14 protein-coding genes are annotated in these 17,478 nt (G+C 44.9%); 12 read left to right on the forward strand and 2 right to left on the reverse strand.

What is annotated here, in order from left to right; all coding sequences use genetic code 11:
- Positions 1–61: 61 nt before the first annotated feature.
- Genes IGI77_RS04905 through IGI77_RS04915 form a run of 3 tightly spaced genes read left to right on the forward strand, consistent with a single transcriptional unit; the run spans position 62 to position 3,830 of the window.
- Complete coding sequence (locus IGI77_RS04905; protein ID WP_413156484.1) at positions 62–1,786, forward strand: ABC transporter ATP-binding protein; 1,725 nt, start codon at positions 62–64, stop codon at positions 1,784–1,786.
- A complete protein-coding gene (locus IGI77_RS04910; protein ID WP_438769606.1) occupies positions 1,783–3,612 on the forward strand; it encodes an ABC transporter ATP-binding protein in 1,830 nt (609 codons plus the stop codon). Before IGI77_RS04905 ends, IGI77_RS04910 begins: the two co-directional genes overlap by 4 nt.
- A 53-nt stretch (positions 3,613–3,665) precedes the next feature.
- Entirely contained in the window at positions 3,666–3,830 is a 165-nt protein-coding gene (locus IGI77_RS04915; protein ID WP_438769607.1) for a hypothetical protein, read from the forward strand.
- Between the two features lie 325 nt (positions 3,831–4,155).
- Here IGI77_RS04915 and IGI77_RS04920 read toward each other — a convergent pair whose 3' ends face one another.
- Complete coding sequence (locus IGI77_RS04920; RefSeq protein WP_005225353.1) at positions 4,156–5,037, reverse strand: AraC family transcriptional regulator; 882 nt, start codon at positions 5,035–5,037, stop codon at positions 4,156–4,158.
- Between the two features lie 199 nt (positions 5,038–5,236).
- On the opposite strand from IGI77_RS04920, the gene rhaB reads away from it, so the two are divergent.
- The 4 genes from rhaB (at position 5,237) to fucO (ending at position 9,970) form a co-directional block, all read left to right on the forward strand.
- Positions 5,237–6,652: a rhamnulokinase gene (gene rhaB, locus IGI77_RS04925; RefSeq protein ID WP_438770506.1), complete on the forward strand. Its 1,416-nt coding sequence runs from the start codon at positions 5,237–5,239 to the stop codon at positions 6,650–6,652.
- A complete protein-coding gene (gene rhaA / locus IGI77_RS04930) occupies positions 6,649–7,902 on the forward strand; it encodes an L-rhamnose isomerase (RefSeq protein WP_015509180.1) in 1,254 nt (417 codons plus the stop codon). Before rhaB ends, rhaA begins: the two co-directional genes overlap by 4 nt.
- A gap of 7 nt (positions 7,903–7,909) precedes the next feature.
- Positions 7,910–8,734 (forward strand): rhamnulose-1-phosphate aldolase, encoded by an 825-nt coding sequence (gene rhaD / locus IGI77_RS04935; protein ID WP_005234418.1) that lies wholly within the window; start codon positions 7,910–7,912, stop codon positions 8,732–8,734.
- A gap of 84 nt (positions 8,735–8,818) precedes the next feature.
- On the forward strand, positions 8,819–9,970 hold the full coding sequence (gene fucO / locus IGI77_RS04940; protein ID WP_438769608.1) for a lactaldehyde reductase: 1,152 nt from the start codon (positions 8,819–8,821) through the stop codon (positions 9,968–9,970).
- 278 nt (positions 9,971–10,248) lie between these two features.
- On the opposite strand, the gene IGI77_RS04945 is transcribed toward fucO, so the two are convergent.
- Complete coding sequence (locus IGI77_RS04945) at positions 10,249–11,112, reverse strand: alpha/beta hydrolase (RefSeq protein WP_438769609.1); 864 nt, start codon at positions 11,110–11,112, stop codon at positions 10,249–10,251.
- A 169-nt stretch (positions 11,113–11,281) separates the two neighbouring features.
- Here IGI77_RS04945 and allC point away from each other — a divergent pair, with 169 nt between their 5' ends.
- Genes allC through IGI77_RS04970 form a run of 5 tightly spaced genes read left to right on the forward strand, consistent with a single transcriptional unit; the run spans position 11,282 to position 17,440 of the window.
- The gene (gene allC / locus IGI77_RS04950) at positions 11,282–12,511 is read left to right on the forward strand and encodes an allantoate deiminase (RefSeq protein ID WP_005225359.1); all 1,230 of its coding nucleotides are present in this window, start codon (positions 11,282–11,284) and stop codon (positions 12,509–12,511) included.
- Between the two features lie 15 nt (positions 12,512–12,526).
- Positions 12,527–13,312 (forward strand): (S)-ureidoglycine aminohydrolase, encoded by a 786-nt coding sequence (allE, locus tag IGI77_RS04955; protein WP_005225360.1) that lies wholly within the window; start codon positions 12,527–12,529, stop codon positions 13,310–13,312.
- A 13-nt stretch (positions 13,313–13,325) separates the two neighbouring features.
- Positions 13,326–14,402, forward strand: coding sequence for an ureidoglycolate dehydrogenase (gene allD / locus IGI77_RS04960; protein WP_015509185.1), 1,077 nt, complete (start codon positions 13,326–13,328; stop codon positions 14,400–14,402).
- A gap of 8 nt (positions 14,403–14,410) precedes the next feature.
- A complete protein-coding gene (gene fdrA, locus IGI77_RS04965) occupies positions 14,411–16,165 on the forward strand; it encodes an acyl-CoA synthetase FdrA (protein WP_438769610.1) in 1,755 nt (584 codons plus the stop codon).
- 12 nt (positions 16,166–16,177) lie between these two features.
- On the forward strand, positions 16,178–17,440 hold the full coding sequence (locus tag IGI77_RS04970; protein ID WP_005234461.1) for a DUF1116 domain-containing protein: 1,263 nt from the start codon (positions 16,178–16,180) through the stop codon (positions 17,438–17,440).
- Positions 17,441–17,478: the final 38 nt, after the last annotated feature.

Genomic DNA, 17,478 nt, shown 5'->3' on the forward strand with positions numbered 1-17,478 from the left:
GAGTTTTTCTCAGTTTTATTTGAACTGACAAAGGGAACTATGATTAAAGGAGTGTAGATTTATGTGGAATTTATTTGTACGAGCCAAAATAAACAAAAACAAGCTGTTGCTTTTGCTCGTATTTATCAGCTTGCAAGTGCTGGGAACTTTGTATTTGCCAACCTTGACTGCCACCATTTTAAATGACGGGGTGTTACAGGCAAACTTAGATCAGGTCTATCAAACCGGGAGAATGATGCTTTTGGTCGCTGGCGGAACGGGAGCAGCAGCGATTTTCTCGACGTATTTAGCAGCGGAAGTTTCGACAAAGTTCTCACGTAATCTGCGCAGTCAACTGTTTGAGCAAACCCAGCAGTTGTCTGTGCAAGATTTCAAACAGTTCAAAACCTCTTCGCTGATCACGAGAGCAACGAATGATGTAGAACAAGTCCAAACAATGCTGAGTATGTTTTTTGAGATGTTACTGCCGATGCCGTTTGTCGTCATTATCGGGATGGTTCTGGCCTATTTAAGAGAGCCGCAAATGGCGTTGATTATCTTTATCACGATGGTTATCTTCGTAACGATCGCTGTTTTGCTGATCAAGAAAGTACTGCCTATTTTTGAAAAAGTTCAAACGGGATTGGATCGAATCAATGAGCGAGTGGGTCAATTTCTTTCCGGGATTCGGGTGATTCGTGCTTTCAACCGAACAAAATTAGAGCAGCGGCAAATGGATGAGTCATTCCATGCATTTGCAGAGTTGAACATTCGGATCAATCGCTGGTTTGCTCTGATGATGCCGCTGATTTTATTGATTTTGAATATAGCAACTGTGGCGATCGTTTGGTTTGGGGCTGATCGGATCACAACTGGGGAGATGCAGATAGGTGACATTACAGCAGTGATGGAATATGCGATGAATATTCTTTTTTATTCAGTCATGGCACTGTTTTCTTTTGTCATGATGCCGCGAGCAATCACGTGTGCGAAACGAATCCGGGAAGTGTTGGATCATCGTCCAGAAATCGTAGATGGTGCAGAAAAACTTAGTGAAACAAAGCCAACGAAATTAGAATTCAAACAGGTGAGCTTTTGTTACAGCGATGCGGAAAACCCTGTGCTGCATAATGTGAGTTTTAGCTGTGAAGCGGGAACCACAACAGCAATTATCGGTGGAACAGGGTCCGGGAAAAGTACGATTGCAAAATTGATTCCCAGATTGTTTGATGTCCAAGGGGGCGAAATTTTATTGAATGGTCGATCGCTGGCAGAGCTGCCGCAAACGCAGCTGCGCCAAAAGATCGGTTTTGTTCCTCAAAAAGCATTCCTATTTAGTGGCACGATCGCGGATAATCTTCGCCATGGAAACAAGAATGCAACCGAGGAGGAGATGAACCATGCAGTAACGATCGCCCAAGCGTCTGCCTTCATCGAATCATTGCCAAATGGATTAGATGCTCCTGTCGCCCAAGGTGGGACAAACTTCTCTGGTGGGCAAAAACAGCGTTTGGCTATTGCCAAAATGCTGATGAAAAAGCCTCAAGTCTATGTTTTTGACGATAGTTTTTCCGCACTGGACTTTAAAACAGATGCCGCTTTGCGTAAAGCGTTAAAAGAAGAAACGAAAGAGGCAATCGTTATTTATGCAGCGCAGCGAATCAGTACGATCAAGGATGCAGATCAGATTATTGTTTTAGACGAAGGTAACGTCGTAGGGAAAGGAACGCACCACGAGCTGTTACGTTCCTGCCCACATTATCTAGATATTGCAAGATCACAATTGAGTGAGGAGGAACTCGTTTGAATCAAGAAAATAATGAGCAGTCAGTTGGAACTATCGACGCTGAATTTTCATTAGATAAAGCTCGAAACAGCAAAGAAACACTAACCCGTTTAGTCAACTATTTGATGCAGCAAAAAGGACGTCTGCTGGCAGCTTTTCTGTCTGCCATCATGGGTGTCGTTTTGACGCTTAGAGCACCACTGATTTTTAGTGAAGGAATCGACTTGATCGTCGAAGGAGTTATGCCAATGCTCATGGGAGCTGGTCCAGCTGCAATCGATTTTCAGGAACTCGGAAGAGTCATGCTGGTCCTTTTGACTTTGTATAGTCTCAGTGCGGGAATGATGTATATGCAAGAATACTTGATGGCAACTGTTTCTCAGAAACTCGTGCTCGCCTTGCGGAAAGAATTGAGCGAAAAACTAACGAACGTTCCTCTGAGATTTTATGATGATCGTCAAAAAGGAGAGATTTTGAGTCGTGTGTCAAATGACTTGGAACGAGTCAACGAGGTGTTGCAGTCTGGGATCATGCGTTTGTTTACCTCAGTGTTAACGATTATCGGTGCGTTATTCTTAATGTGGCGCATCAACTACACGATGACTTTGGTTTCATTGGCTACGATCCTTGCGGGCATTCTACTTACCGCGCTCGTTAGTGTGAAAATCGGTAAGTATTTTGCCAATCGTCAACGCTCGTTAGGAGTCTTCAACTCTCGTATCGAAGAATACTTTTCGGCTCAAACAGAAATCAAGGTATTTACCCTTGAAGAAGAAGTCAATGAGCGTACGCAAGCAGCGAATCAGCAGTTGTATCAAGATGATAAAAAGGCACAATTTGGCATGTATGTCATTACGCCATTGATTCGTTTAGCCAATCAAGCAGGATATGTCATTATTGCTGCATTAGGTGCGAAATTAGCGATTGAAGGGAGACTTTCGATTGGTGATATTCAGGCATTTTTCCAATATGTCAACCAAGCTTCGGAACCATTAGCAGAAGCCAGCTATGTCGCAAATTCATTTCAAGCAGCGATCGCTTCGGCAGAGCGAGTGTTTGACGTTTTAGACGAAATAGAGGAATTGGACGATTCTGCTGGTGTTAATTTGACAGAATTGCCGAAAGGAAACATTCGCTTTGAAAATGTCCGCTTTGGCTATGGCAAAGATTTACTGATGGATGGGGTCAATTTTCAGGTCAAAGCAGGCCAAAAAGTAGCGATCGTCGGACCAACAGGCGCTGGGAAAACAACACTCATCAATCTACTGATGCGTTTTTATGAATTGAATGATGGTTCGATCACGATTGATGGATTAGATATCAGGAAATTCAAACGGCACCACTTACGCTCGCTTTTTGGAATGGTCTTGCAGGATTCATGGTTAAGTAATGACACCATCAGTAGCAATATTGCTTATGGCCGTCATAAGGCAACGAAGGCTGAAATCGTTGAAGCCGCAAAAATGGCCCATGCAGATTATTTTATTCGCACATTGCCGAAGGGGTATGAATCAGTGATTAGTGATGAAACAGCAAATCTTTCTCAGGGGCAAAAACAACTGCTGTGTATTGCTAGAGCGTTTCTAGCGAATCCCCATATCTTACTATTGGATGAAGCAACCTCCAGTGTAGATACGAAAACAGAAGTCGAAATCCAAAAAGCAATGGATAATTTAATGGGTGGACGCACCAGCTTTGTGATCGCTCATCGCTTGTCCACCATTAAAAATGCTGATTTGATTCTTGTAATGGATAAAGGAACGATCGTTGAAAAAGGTAGCCATCAAGAATTACTTCAGCAAGAAGGACTATATAGCGAGATCTATCAGAGCCAGTTTGCCACCTAGAGGATTCGATCGGTTGAAAAAGCAAGCAGAGAGAAATGAAAAGGGAGGATACGATGAAAAGAATAATGGATTATCTCTTATACAGACAAGCGACAAGCAAGGAGGTACTAACGGATGCCGATCTTTTATTGGGCAGTCATCCCAAAAAAGTGATCCATTTTGTCACATTCAAAGAGCTTTCCGTCAATGTATTTCAAAGTATTAAGCAGGTACAATAAATCGTCTCCGAAGCGAATGTACGGCTGATAGTGAATGGGAATCTAAAAGATCGTCTACTTATAAAGTTACTTACCTTTACGATCCAGCAAAAAAAGGCGTTTACCGTCGTTGTAACTGACGGATATCGTTCCTTAAGAAACCCTAAATTGAATCAGTCGGAGGATCTGGCGATCATTATTGAAACACATTAACAAAGGTATAGTCGAGCGACCAATGCGAATAAAAAGCACTTACAACCATTTCTGTAGAGACCCTAAAAAGTTAGACTTTTGAGGTCTTATATTCTACACATGGTAGTAAGTGCTTTTTTAATAAGAACCAGTCCTACCGTCCATTCTCCGTCTGTCGATAATCACTAGGTGAAATGCCGACTTTTTTCTTGAATAAACGGCTGAAATAGGCGGTGTTTTCGATGCCGATCGCCAATGAGATCTCTTTGATGGAAAGCCGAGAATAGCGCAAAAGGTCTTTCGAATAAGAGATGCGTTTGCTGATCTGGTACTCGATGGGGGGCAAGCCCATATATTTGGAAAACTCCTTGACGATTTGATACTTATTGATATGATACCTTTCCTCCAAAGATTCCAAGGTGATCCCTTGACGGAAATCTTCTTCTAGCTGGTCACGAATCTGCAAAATATAAGGCGGAATTTCACTATCCGAAAAGTCGAGATGATATTTTTGCAGGAGCAGTTCATTGAGCAGCTGATGGATCAAAACAGAGCTTTGGAAGGCAGTTTTCGCATTTGGTTCTGGCTGTAACATCAATAAATCTTGTAAGACCAAATGGATCGGATTTTGACGACTGCTGGCAGGATTGGTGTGAAAAACTGGACTGCCATTTTTGAGGAATTCCTCATAAAACGCTGCGACGTTGGCGCCATATAGATGGATCCAGTCCATTTCCCAGGGCTCTTGACTAACGGTGCGGTAATACTGATAGTCTAGACAGTCGATAAAAAACACATCACCTGCTTTCAATTGATAGCTTTTTCCTTTGTAGCGCAATTCACCGCAGCCGGACAATGTATATTTGATCAAATAAGAAGGCAGGTTCTCTCGTTCTGTAAAGTAAGGTTTGCTGGCTTTGAAATAGCCGATTTCTTGAATGTAATAGAAAAGTTCACGCTGCTTTTGGGTTGAAGTATTGATGTAACGCAGTGAATCGGTTGACCATGAGTGGTTGGCTTTTTCCCAGTAATCCATCGGATCCTCCTTTTTACCAAGATTGTGCAAGTCTTTATCAAAATTGTGTGATGAAACTCGTTGATTGTCAAGCTAAAATTGAGTCAACAAGAATGAATCAGTGAATTGTAATCGATTTATTTTTAAACAAGATAATGAAAGGTGGAGACCAGTGAACACATTTATCGCAATCGATATCGGTGCATCAAGCGGTCGTCTGATGCTGAGCCGTTGGGAAAATGAGCAGATCACTTTAGAAGAGATCCATCGCTTTAAAAACGGCTTTCGTCCTCATGAAGGCTTTGACCGTTGGGCGATCGATTATTTGATCCAAGAGATTTTAGTAGGACTGCAAAAAGTGAAACAAGCAGGTATCAATGACTGCTTCGTCGGAATCGACACCTGGGCAGTGGATTACTGTTTGATCGATCAAGCAGGCGAACGTTTAGGCGACCCAGTCGCTTATCGAGATAGTCGCACCAATGATGCGATCGCAGCTTTTGGTCAGCGCTATTCTTTGCAAAAACTGTATGAGAAAACAGGCATTCAGCTGCAGCCCTTCAACACGATTTTTCAATTAGCCACAGAAGAAGCGCAACTGCTGCAAAAAGCCGACAAATTGCTATTGATTCCAGACTACTTGGGCTACGTTTTTACTGGCAAGATGGTCACGGAAAAAACCAATGCCTCGACGATGCAGCTTCTAAATGCCAACACCCAAACATGGGATGCAGAATTGTTAGCTGAGGTCGGCGTAACAGAAGGCCTATTCCCACCTTTGGTTGATGCTGGGACGGTTTTAGGCGCACTGCAAACACAGAAGTTTCCAGCCTATGATTTGCCACAAGCGACCTTTGTCACTGTCGCTAGTCATGATACGGCATCAGCGATCATCGGTACACCTGGAGAGGGTTCAGATTGGGGCTACATCAGCAGCGGGACTTGGTCATTGCTGGGGATCGAAACCAAAGTACCCAATGTTTCCCTTGCCGCCTTCGATGAAAATTATACGAACGAATGGGGTGCCCACAACACGATTCGCTTTTTAAAAAATATTATGGGCATGTGGCTGATCCAAGAAGTGGCACGGCAGCAAGACTATCAGTATTCCTATGCAGAATTGGCGGAATTAGCGCAAGCAACGCCTGCTTTTCAACAGTTTGTCGATGTCAATGATCCTCGTTTTTTGAATCCAGAAAACATGATTACTGAACTGCAAGCGTATTGTCGAGAAACCCAGCAGAAAGTTCCAGAAACCGCAGGGGAACTGGCTCGCTGTGTGTATGATAACTTAGCGCTTTGCTATGCCAGTGAATTGCAAAAGCTGGAACAGCTGACAGGTACGACGAGCAAGCTGCAAAAACTGCATATCGTGGGGGGCGGTTCCAACAATCGCTTTTTAAATCAACTGACGGCTGATGCTGCGCAGCTGACGATCGAAGCTGGCCCAAGTGAAGCAACGGCGATCGGTAATCTTTTAATGCAGATGATGAGTGCTGGCATCTTCACGTCGCTGGCTGAAGCACGCCGCGCGGTCAAACACTCATTTCCTTGCAGTGTTCATGAACCACAGCCTTTTGATCACAAGATTTTAAGCAACTATCAACGTTTTATAGAAGGAGTAGGAAAAAAATGACAACGATTCAACAGCGTTATGAAGAAGCTAAGACAGCATATGCCAAATTAGGCGTCGACACGGATGCGGTTTTGAAAAAATTAGCCGATGTGAAAATCTCGATGCATGTTTGGCAAGGGGACGATGTCCAAGGATTTTTGAGTGATGAAGCATTATCTGGTGGGATCTCTGTAACGGGGAATTATCCTGGTGCTGCCCATACCCCAGAGGAGTTGCGCCAAGATTTAGAAAAAGCCTACTCTTTGATTCCTGGAAAACACAAATTGAACCTTCACGCCATCTATTTAGACACCGAGGAAGCAGTGGATCTAAATGAATTGGAGCCGAAGCATTTTGAAAAATGGGTCGCTTGGGCGAAAGAACAAGGCTTAGGTTTAGACTTCAATCCAACCTTTTTCTCACATCCCATGTTCAAAGATGGCTTTACCCTTGCTTCACCAGATGAAGAAGTTCGTCAGTTCTGGATCGAACACGGCAAACGTTCTCGTCAAATCGCTGCTTATATGGGGAAAGAAACTGGGCAAGTCTGTGTCAATAATTTCTGGGTGCCAGATGGCTACAAAGACAACCCGATCGATCGTTTTACACCACGGGAACGCTTGATGACAGCATTAGATGAGATTTTTGCTGAAGAATTGCCAGCGGAATACACGGTAGATGCCGTGGAAAGCAAGTTGTTTGGTCTTGGTGCCGAAGCCTACACCGTCGGCTCTCATGAATTTTATATGGGCTATGGCTTGACGCGCGATAAATTGATTTGTTTGGATGCTGGACATTTCCATCCAACCGAAGTGATCTCCAATAAATTGTCTTCATTGGCACTATTCAGCAAAGGCATTTTGCTGCATGTCAGCCGTCCTGTACGCTGGGATAGTGATCATGTCGTGATCATGGACGATGAATTGCAAGAGATTGGCCGCGAATTGGTTCGCAATGACTTATTGCCAAAAACCAACATTGGGTTAGATTTCTTTGATGCGACGATCAATCGGGTCGCTGCGTGGGTGATCGGGACGCGCAATACTCAAAAAGCGTTGCTAAAAGCGATGCTAGAACCGATCGAAGAACTAAAAGCAATCGAATTGTCAGGTGATTTCACCACTCGTTTAGCCATGACGGAAGAATTAAAAGACTATCCGTATGCAGATGTTTGGAATTACTTCTGTGAAAGCCAAGGGGTACCAGCAGGTCTGGAATGGCTATCAGAAGTGAAAGCCTATGAAGAAACCGTCTTAAAAGCCAGAAAGTAGGAGAACGATGAAAAAGATTGATATTTTACAAGCGAATTTTGTACAAGAAATGATGGAAACGACAGCAAATCTTTACCGTTTAGGGTGGGATGAGCGCAACGGCGGCAATATTTCTTACTTATTAACAGAAGAAGAGATCTTGCCTTTCATCGATCCGCAAAGCGTCTTGCGGGAAATTCCCATGATTTTTGATGCCACGGCACTAGCTGGCAAGTACTTTATCGTGACAGGTTCAGGAAAATACTTTAAAAATGTAGCGGCACATCCAGCGGAAAACCTTGGTGTGATCCGAGTCAAAGAAGATGGGCAAACATTGGAATTGCTTTGGGGCTTGGAAAATGGTGCGGTGCCAACGAGTGAACTGCCAAGTCATTTCATGAGTCATATCGCTCGCTTGTCGGTCGATCCAGAAAACCGAATCATCATGCATAATCACGCATCGCATCTTTTAGCCATGAGTTTTACCCATGAGTTGGATGAACGCAGTTTCACGCGGACCTTGTGGCAAATGTGTACGGAGTGCTTGGTGGTCTTCCCAGAAGGCGTCTCCATCATTCCTTGGATGGTCCCAGGAACGAATGAGATCGGCGAAGCAACGGCTGCTAAAATGAAAGAGACCCGTTTGGTTCTTTGGCCGCAACATGGGATCTACGGTGCTGGCAAAGATATGGACGAAGTCTTTGGCTTGATTGAAACGGCAGAGAAAGCTGCGGAAGTGTACACCTATGTCAAAGCGCAAGGCCCAATTTTACAAACCATTACAGATGAAAATCTGAAAAAATTGGCTGACGCTTTCAAAGTCACTCCCCGAGCAGGCTATCTTGAGGTATAATCAATGGTAGAAGAATAGAAAAGGCTTTCAGTCTTTTCTATTTAAAATATATTGTGAATAAACAAACAAATGGAGGTAGGAAGAATGGCAAATAGAATGATTTTGAATGAAACATCGTATTTTGGAAAAGGAGCGATCGAGAACGTACCGACAGAATTCAAGGCACGAGGGTTTAAAAAAGCGGCAGTGATCACCGACAAAGATTTGGTGAAATTTGAAGTTGCAACCAAAGTGACGAAATTATTGGATGAAGCAGGTGTCGATTATGCGTTATATGATGGGATCGTGCCGAACCCAACGATCCAAAATGTCAAAGACGGCTTAGCGTTTGTCAAAGAAACACAAGCCGATTGTATCATTGCGATTGGCGGTGGTTCACCGATCGATACGGCAAAAGCGATCGCGATCATTGCTACGAATCCTGAATTTTCAGATGTGATTAGTTTGGAAGGCGTGGCAGACACGAAACATCCATGTTTGCCGATTTTAGCGGTACCGACAACTTCTGGGACTGCAGCCGAAGTAACGATCAACTATGTGATTACAGATGAAGAAAATCATCGGAAATTTGTTTGTGTAGATCCTCACGATATTCCTCTGGTAGCCTTTGTGGACAGCGATATGATGATGGGGATGCCTAAGAGCTTGGCAGCCGCAACGGGAATGGATGCCATGACCCACGCCATCGAAGGCTTCATCACCAAAGGCGCTTGGGAAATGACTGATATGCTGCACATCAAAGCAATTGAGATCATCGGCCGCTCATTGAGAGATTCCGTGAATGGCGATCAAGCAGGACGAGAAGCGATGGCGTTAGGACAATACATTGCCGGTATGGGCTTTTCAAACGTCGGCTTGGGCTTAGTCCACGGCATGGCCCATCCATTGTCCGCTTGGTACAACATTCCTCACGGAGTAGCGTGCGCGTCCTTGTTGCCAACCATCATGAAATACAACAAAGACTTTACGGGTGAAAAATACCGTGAGATCGCGATCGTTTTAGGCATTGAAGGGGCAGAAACGATGTCACTTGAAGACGTCCGCGATGCTGCTTGCCAAGCAATCGATCAGTTAAGCAAAGATGTGGGCATTCCAGCGACCATTTCTGAATTAGGCGTCAAAGAAGAAGATATCCCAGCCATCGCCAAAGATGCCTTGAACGATGTCTGCACACCAGGCAACCCGCGGGATACGACTTTAGAAGAAATTATTGAGCTTTATCGTTCGTTGATGTAATCTTGTTAAAGGTACGAAATTCGAAGAAATGAAAGATACTTCTGCAAGTTTCCCTTAACAACGATCTGCTGATCAGTTGCTGTTTTATTCTGAAGACTTCAGTAAAATTGCGAGGCAAAGCGTTAGATTTTTGAAGAAATCGTTGTGCCCATATACTAGTAATCAAATCAAAAAAAGTGATCATTAGAGTTGGTTCTCTAATGGTCACTTTTTTGCTGTACGCAAGATCACAGCGTACCGATCGCTTCAAAATCATCATCTATCAAGAGCTGAGAGTTTCAGAATTGGTTAGTCAGCCATCTAATCATCTCTCGATAGCACTCATCAGCGATCGCATTTGGTGTCCGATCAAAGTCATGCTGATCTAAGTCGAGCCAAAGTGTTTTGGCATGGGGGACTTGTGCAGCGAAAGCATCGGATGCGCTGAAGGGAACATCTGGATCTTTTTTGCAATGAACGACAAAGCAAGGAGGAAAGTCTTGGTAAGCGGCAGCAGGAATCGCCAAGGCTGCTAGCTGTTCCCGATTCCCTAAATAACGCTGCCAGTTGCCATATTGACGGGCGGAAAGGTACAAAGGGAATCGTTTTTCTAACGTGCCGTGGGTGATGGGTTGGCTTTCGATCATGGCTTCAGCGACGAATGGTGGGACTTTCGGAAATTGTGTGTAAAAGCGTGCCGGTTGCAAAAATTCTTTACAAAACAACTCTTGGTAACCGTAAAATCGGATCAAGCCCTTTTGCTCCGAGTGCTTTGTGCGTGCGGTCAGTAAGGTTGCTAAAAAACCGCCGGCGGAGCGACCGAACAAAACGTACTCATTTGTACCAACGCCGCTGAACTGCCAGCCTTCGTCCAAAAACCACGCCACTGCCTTTTTTGCATGAAGGTAGATATCGTGTAGCGCTACTTCGGGAGCCAGTGGATAATCGAACAGGTAAAGGCTAACACCGGCAGCCAGCAATTGGTGGACATAATCCTGCGGAAGGTCTTCTCGCTGACCATAGAGGAAGCCACCACCATGAAAATACAAAAGGCTGATCCGAGGCTGCGCTGCTTTTAGGATCGTCACTTCTAACGGCAAAGTGCCGTAGGTGTCAAATTGGATTTTTTCTGTTTGCGCAAAGGCATTTTTAGGATAAACCATTGTTTTCTTCCTTTCTCTTCTTCGATAGTATAAGGAAGAGTATAGGAGAAGGAAGCGGTTTAAAAAACAGCGTTATGACTAAAAATAGAAACGGTTTTGTCGAAAGTGAACAATGATGTCCTTCAGTAACACGCTTACAATAACCGTATAAATCAAAGGAGGCAGAACAATGGAGTTGAAAAAAGAAGTAGCGGCAATGATCGATGCACTATCTCAGATTGGGAGTGATCCAACTGGAGGAATGACTAGACTGCTTTATACCGATTCATGGAAAGAAGCGCAATCATTTGTAGAAAAACAATTAAAAGAAACTGGCTTAACGACGTCCTATGATGCAGTCGGCAATCTCTTCGGCAGAATGGAAGGCAGCCAGTATCCAGAAGAAACGATTCTTTCAGGGTCACATATCGATACCGTCGTTAACGGTGGCACATTAGACGGTCAATACGGGGTCGTTGCTGCTGCTTTAGCGATCAAGTATTTAAAAGAGACCTATGGGCAACCTTTACGCTCCTTGGAAGTCATCTCAATGGCAGAAGAAGAAGGCAGTCGTTTTCCAACCGTTTTTTGGGGAAGTAAAAACTTTGTCGGAGAGGCCAAAAAAGCCGATGTTGAAGCGATCGCAGATTTTGAAGGCAATCGCTTCGTGGCAGAGATGCAACGCCAAGGCTTTGATTTTCGCGACCCACAAGAACCGGTTCGATCAGACATCAAAGCCTTCGTGGAAATCCATATCGAACAAGGCAGTGTTTTAGAAAAAGAAAATTTGCAGATCGGTGTCGTCAATAGTATCGCTGGTCAAAAGCGCTACACCTTTGTTTTAAAAGGACAAGCCAATCATGCAGGAACCACACCGATGGGCTATCGCCAAGATGCTGTGTATGGTTTTGCCAAAATGTGTGCCGCAGTGATCGACCGTGGCTTAGAGCTTGGGGATCCATTAGTAGTGACATTCGGTAAAGTTGAGCCAAAACCGAATACGGTCAACGTGGTTCCTGGTGAAGTGTTGTTTACGATGGATTGTCGCCATACCGATGGGCAGCTATTGGATGCCTTTACTGCTGAAGCAGAACAGATCATTCAAGCGATCGCCAAAGAGCACGACCTGACAGTGGAGATGGATCTATGGATGGATGAACGCCCTGTGCCGATGGACGAGACGATCGTTGCCACGGTGGAACAAGCGGTGAAGCAAACCGGCAAACGTTACAAAGTCATGCATAGTGGGGCGGGGCATGATTCCCAAATCATTGCACCACATTTTCCAACTGCGATGCTGTTTGTACCAAGTATTGATGGGATTAGCCACAACCCAGCCGAAGCAACAACTATCGAAGATTTAGTAGCTGGGGTTGAAGTTTTAGCAGCTTCCCTTTATGAGCTAGCATACAAAGAATAGAAAGCAGGGACACACATGGGATATAAAAATAATAATACGGGCTATTTAGATGGATTGCTGCAATCACGAGCAGTCATTAGAAAAAATAATTTTGCGATCTTGCCGCATGATGGGCTAGTGAATAATGTCATTCCAGGCTTCGAAAACTGTGAATGTTCGATACTCGGCACACCAAAATTAGGGGCGTCTTTTGTCGATTACATCATTTCATTCAAAAAAGATGGCGCCAACCAATTGGGCTTCGGCGGTCCAGAGATCGAGAGTTTCTTGTATGTCATCTCGGGCAAACTGGAAGTAAGTGATGGCAAAGAAACCCATACATTGACGGACGGAGGCTATATCTATCTGCCTGCTGGAGAAAAACTGTATATGAAAAATCTCCAAGAAGAAGCGACAGAAGTGTTCTTGTATAAGAAACGTTACCAACCACTTGAAAATCACCAAGCCTACAAAGTAGTGGGGAATCTTTCAGAGTTGACACCGATCCAATACGAAGGGATGGCAGACGTCCTACTTTGGGATTTCCTGCCAAAAGAGCTGGGCTTTGACATGAATATCCATATCCTTTCCTTTGAACCAGGGGCAAGTCATGGCTACATTGAGACCCATTACCAAGAACATGGGGCGTACTTACTGTCAGGTAAAGGGATGTATAACTTAGATAATGAGTGGTTCCCAGTGGAAAAAGGCGACTACATTTTCATGAGTGCCTATGTACAGCAAGCGGCCTATGGTGTTGGCCGTGACGAACCATTGACCTATATTTATTCCAAAGATTGCAACCGCGATCCGGAAATTTAAAGGAGTTTAGAAGATGGAAGAAACGGTTATTGTACAGTCACAAGAGTTACAGCAATTGATCCAAAACAAATTAGCGGCTGCTGGTTTGTCTGAAGAGCACGCAGCCATCGTTGCAGAGCATTTGGTCTTTGCCGATGCCAGCGGGATCCACTCTCACGGGGCTGTGCGGGTAGACTATTACGCAGAGCGGATCGCTAAAGGTGGGATGAATCGCACCCCGCAGATCACGTTTGAAGAGACTGGACCGAGCAGCGGGATCGTTCACGGGCAAAATGGCGCAGGGCAGGTCGTCGTATTAGAAGCGACAAAGCATGCCATTGAGATGGCCAAACGTTCTGGGATCGCGGCGGTTGGTGTGCGGAAAACGAGTCATAGTGGGGCACTATCCTATTATGTCAAAAAAGCCGCAGAAGCTGACTTGATTGCATTATCTATGTGCCAATCGGATTCAATGGTGGTTCCTTTTGGCGGCAAAGAAAATTATTTTGGTACCAATCCGATTGCCTTTGCGGCACCGCGAAAGCATGGTGCGCCGGTGGTTTTTGATATGGCAACGACGGTCCAAGCGTGGGGCAAAATTTTAGATGCTCGTTCCAAAGATAAAGAGATTCCAGCAACATGGGCCGTTGATGCCCATGGCAAGCCAACGACGAATCCTCATCATGTTCATGGGTTATTGCCAATCTCAGGACCAAAAGGCTTTGGGTTGATGATGATGGTGGATATCTTGTCTGGAATGCTCCTTGGGCTGCCTTTTGGCAAGCATGTTTCCTCTATGTACAACGATCTGACGAAAGGCCGCGACTTAGGGCAGTTTATTTTGCTGATCGATCCGCAACGCTTTACAGATTTAGACACATTTAAAGAGTCAGTCGAAACGATGATCGAAGAGCTGCACGCCATACCGGCTGCTGAACAGTTCCAGCAAGTCTATTATCCAGGCGAGATCAATCAACTAACCTATGAAAAATATATGGCAGAAGGCATTCCTATCGAAAAGAACATTTATCGCTATCTCATTAGCGACACGGTTCATTTTGACCAGTATTCTGGGTCAGATGCCTTTGCACAGACAGGAACAGGAAAGTGAGGAGACCCATGTTACACACTATTATTCAAAAAAACAATTACCAAGATTCCATTGTCTTAATGCTTTTGACCAATCGTTTACTGACGATCGAAGGAATCAACAACGCTTCGGTCATGATGGGTACACCTGCCAATAAGGATATCTTCAAGACGGGTGGTCTTTATACCGAGGAGATGAACAATGCGACATCCAACGATATGGTGCTCGTTTTAGACATTGAAGAGGAAGAAATCATCGAAACAGTCCTGTCAGAAATCGATGCCTTCTTATCGGACCAAAGCAATAGCGCAGGAGAAGAAACCCAAAGCGTCAAAACTTGGGAAAAAGCCTTAGATCTTGGAAAAGATGCGAAGGTCGCTGTCTTATCGATTCCTGGTACTATGGCAGCACCAGAAATTGAAACCGCATTAGCAGCGGGCAAACATGTTTTTTGTTTCAGTGATAACGTTTCATTGGAAGAGGAAGTTCGGCTAAAGAAAATGGCTCATGAACAAGGACTTCTTTTAATGGGACCAGATTGTGGCACAGGGATTCTCAATGGGATACCAGTAGCCTTCACGAATGCCGTCCGTAAAGGGAAAATCGGTGTTGTCGGCGCTTCGGGTACGGGCATCCAAGAAGTCACCACCATCATTCATAAATTGGGTGCGGGTGTGACACAAGCCATCGGAACCGGTGGACGAGATCTCAAAGAAGAAGTCGGTGGGATCACCATGAAAGACAGCATTCTTGCCTTGGAACATGATCCTGATACGGAGGTGATCGTGGTGATCTCCAAACCACCTGCACCACGTGTCCGCGATGAAGTATTGGCATTATTAAGAAGAGGAACAAAACCTGCAGTCACGATTTTTCTGGGGGAAGAGCCAACGGATCACGAAGAAAATCTTTACCGAGCTTACACGCTGGAAGAAGCGGCTCAATTAGCCGTGCAGCTGCTACGTCAAGAACAGATTGGATTAGAGCCAGTAAAAGAGGAAACGGCAGCTGCCGCTTTTGGACCTGAACAGCAAAAAATCAAAGCTTACTATTCTGGCGGAACATTGGCGTACGAAGCAGCGATGCTAGTCAAAGCAGGATTAAATCTAGAACAAGGAGATGCCCATCAGGAAGGGTACATCTTAAAAGCAGCTGGCCATGAGATCATCGATTTAGGTGATGACATCTATACGCAAGGTAAGCCCCATCCGATGATCGACCCAACAAAGCGGATCGAACTGTTGAAACAAGCGGGAGAAGATCCTGAAACGGCAGTGATTTTGTTAGATATCGTTTTAGGGTACGGCTCTCATCAAGATATGGCGAGTGAATTGGCACCGACCATCAAATCGTTGAAGGAAGCAGCACAAGCAGCTGGCCGGGAGTTAGCGGTGATCGCTACGATCGTCGGAACTGATTTAGATCCCCAAGACAGCAACGAGCAAGCAGAGATTTTAACCGCAGCTGGCGTGATTTTGTGTCAAAGCAATGCCCAAGCAGTCAAACAAGCTTTAGCAATGCTCGGTCACCCTTTTTCACCAATTAGTCGTAAGCTGTTGCCAAAAGCAGTGACAACTGCCGATACATTGCCAGAGCCATCTGAAAAGAGCCGCGAATTGTTGGCGAATGACGCGTTCATCAATGTAGGATTGCGTAGCTTTGCGGAAGCAATTCAGGCGCATCACGGTCAAGTCGTTCAATATGACTGGCAGCCAATTGCTGGTGGAAACGTAACGTTACAAAAAGCCTTACGTTTCTTAGCACAAGTGTCACTATCAGAGTAGGAGGAAGTTATCGTGTACGAAACTATTGAAGAAGCAAACCAAGCCGTTATTGCCAAAATCGTTGCCGGTTCGCCTTTTTTGCTGGATGTCGTTCCAGCAGTCAGTGTCATTCCAGAATTAGGTGAAGGAAAAGTCCTATTGCATGCAGGACCACCGATCCGCTACGATCAGATGATCGATCCGATTCAAGGTGCTTGTGTTGGTGCGGGGCTTTTTGAAGGCTGGGGCGAAACGGAAGAAGAGGTACGTCATTTATTAGCATCTGGGGAAGTTCAACTGATTCCTTGTCACCACGTGCAAGCGGTTGGCCCAATGGGGGGCATCACCTCTGCCAATATGCCAGTGCTCGTAGTGGAAAACAAAACCGATGGCAACCGAGCGTATTGTACGATGAACGAAGGGATCGGGGCAGTTTTACGATTTGGCGCCTATTCTCAAGAAGTCATTGATCGCTTGCATTGGATGAAAAATACGTTAGCACCAGTTTTAAGTGCTGCACTACAAACAAAACCCGATGGCTTGAACATCAATGTTTTAGTCGCAAAAGCAATCGCCATGGGGGATGAGTTCCATCAACGGAATATCGCTGCCTCGTTGGCGTTCTTAAAAGAAGTAGCACCAGCGATCGTTACTCTGGAAGGATTTGAAAAAGAAAAACCAGAAGTCATTCAGTTTCTAGCAGACACGGATCAGTTCTTCTTGAATATCATGATGGCTTCTTCAAAAGCGGTGCTTGATGGCGCCCGGACGATTGAAGAAGGCACGGTTGTGACCGCAATGTGTCGCAACGGGCATGAATTCGGTATCCGTATTTCTGGCATGGGAGATGAGTGGTTTACTGGACCTGTCAATACACCAAAAGGGCTGTATTTCTCAGGATTCAGTGAAGAAGATGCCTCTCCAGATATGGGCGACAGTGCCATTACGGAAACCTTTGGTGTTGGGGGAATGGCAATGATTGCTGCCCCAGCTGTGACACGCTTCGTTGGTTCTGGTGGATTTCACGATGCGTTGAAAACCAGCAATGAGATGTTAGAGATCTCCATTGATACCAATCCGAATTTTCCCGTTCCTACATGGGACTTCAAAGGGATCTGTTTAGGGATCGATGCTCGTAAAGTCGTAGAAACAGGGATCTTACCGGTGATCAATACAGGGATCGCCAACAAACAAGCTGGACGGGGACAAATTGGGGCCGGGACAGTGACACCACCAATGGATTGCTTTGAAAAAGCTGTCTTGGCTTATGCAAAAAAATTAGGATTTGAAGAATAAATCAGGGACTGAAAACGTGAAAAAGGAGCAATCGAGCG

It is taken from the genome of Enterococcus sp. DIV0213h, from assembly GCF_051711285.1.
Classification (GTDB): domain Bacteria; phylum Bacillota; class Bacilli; order Lactobacillales; family Enterococcaceae; genus Enterococcus_D; species Enterococcus_D casseliflavus.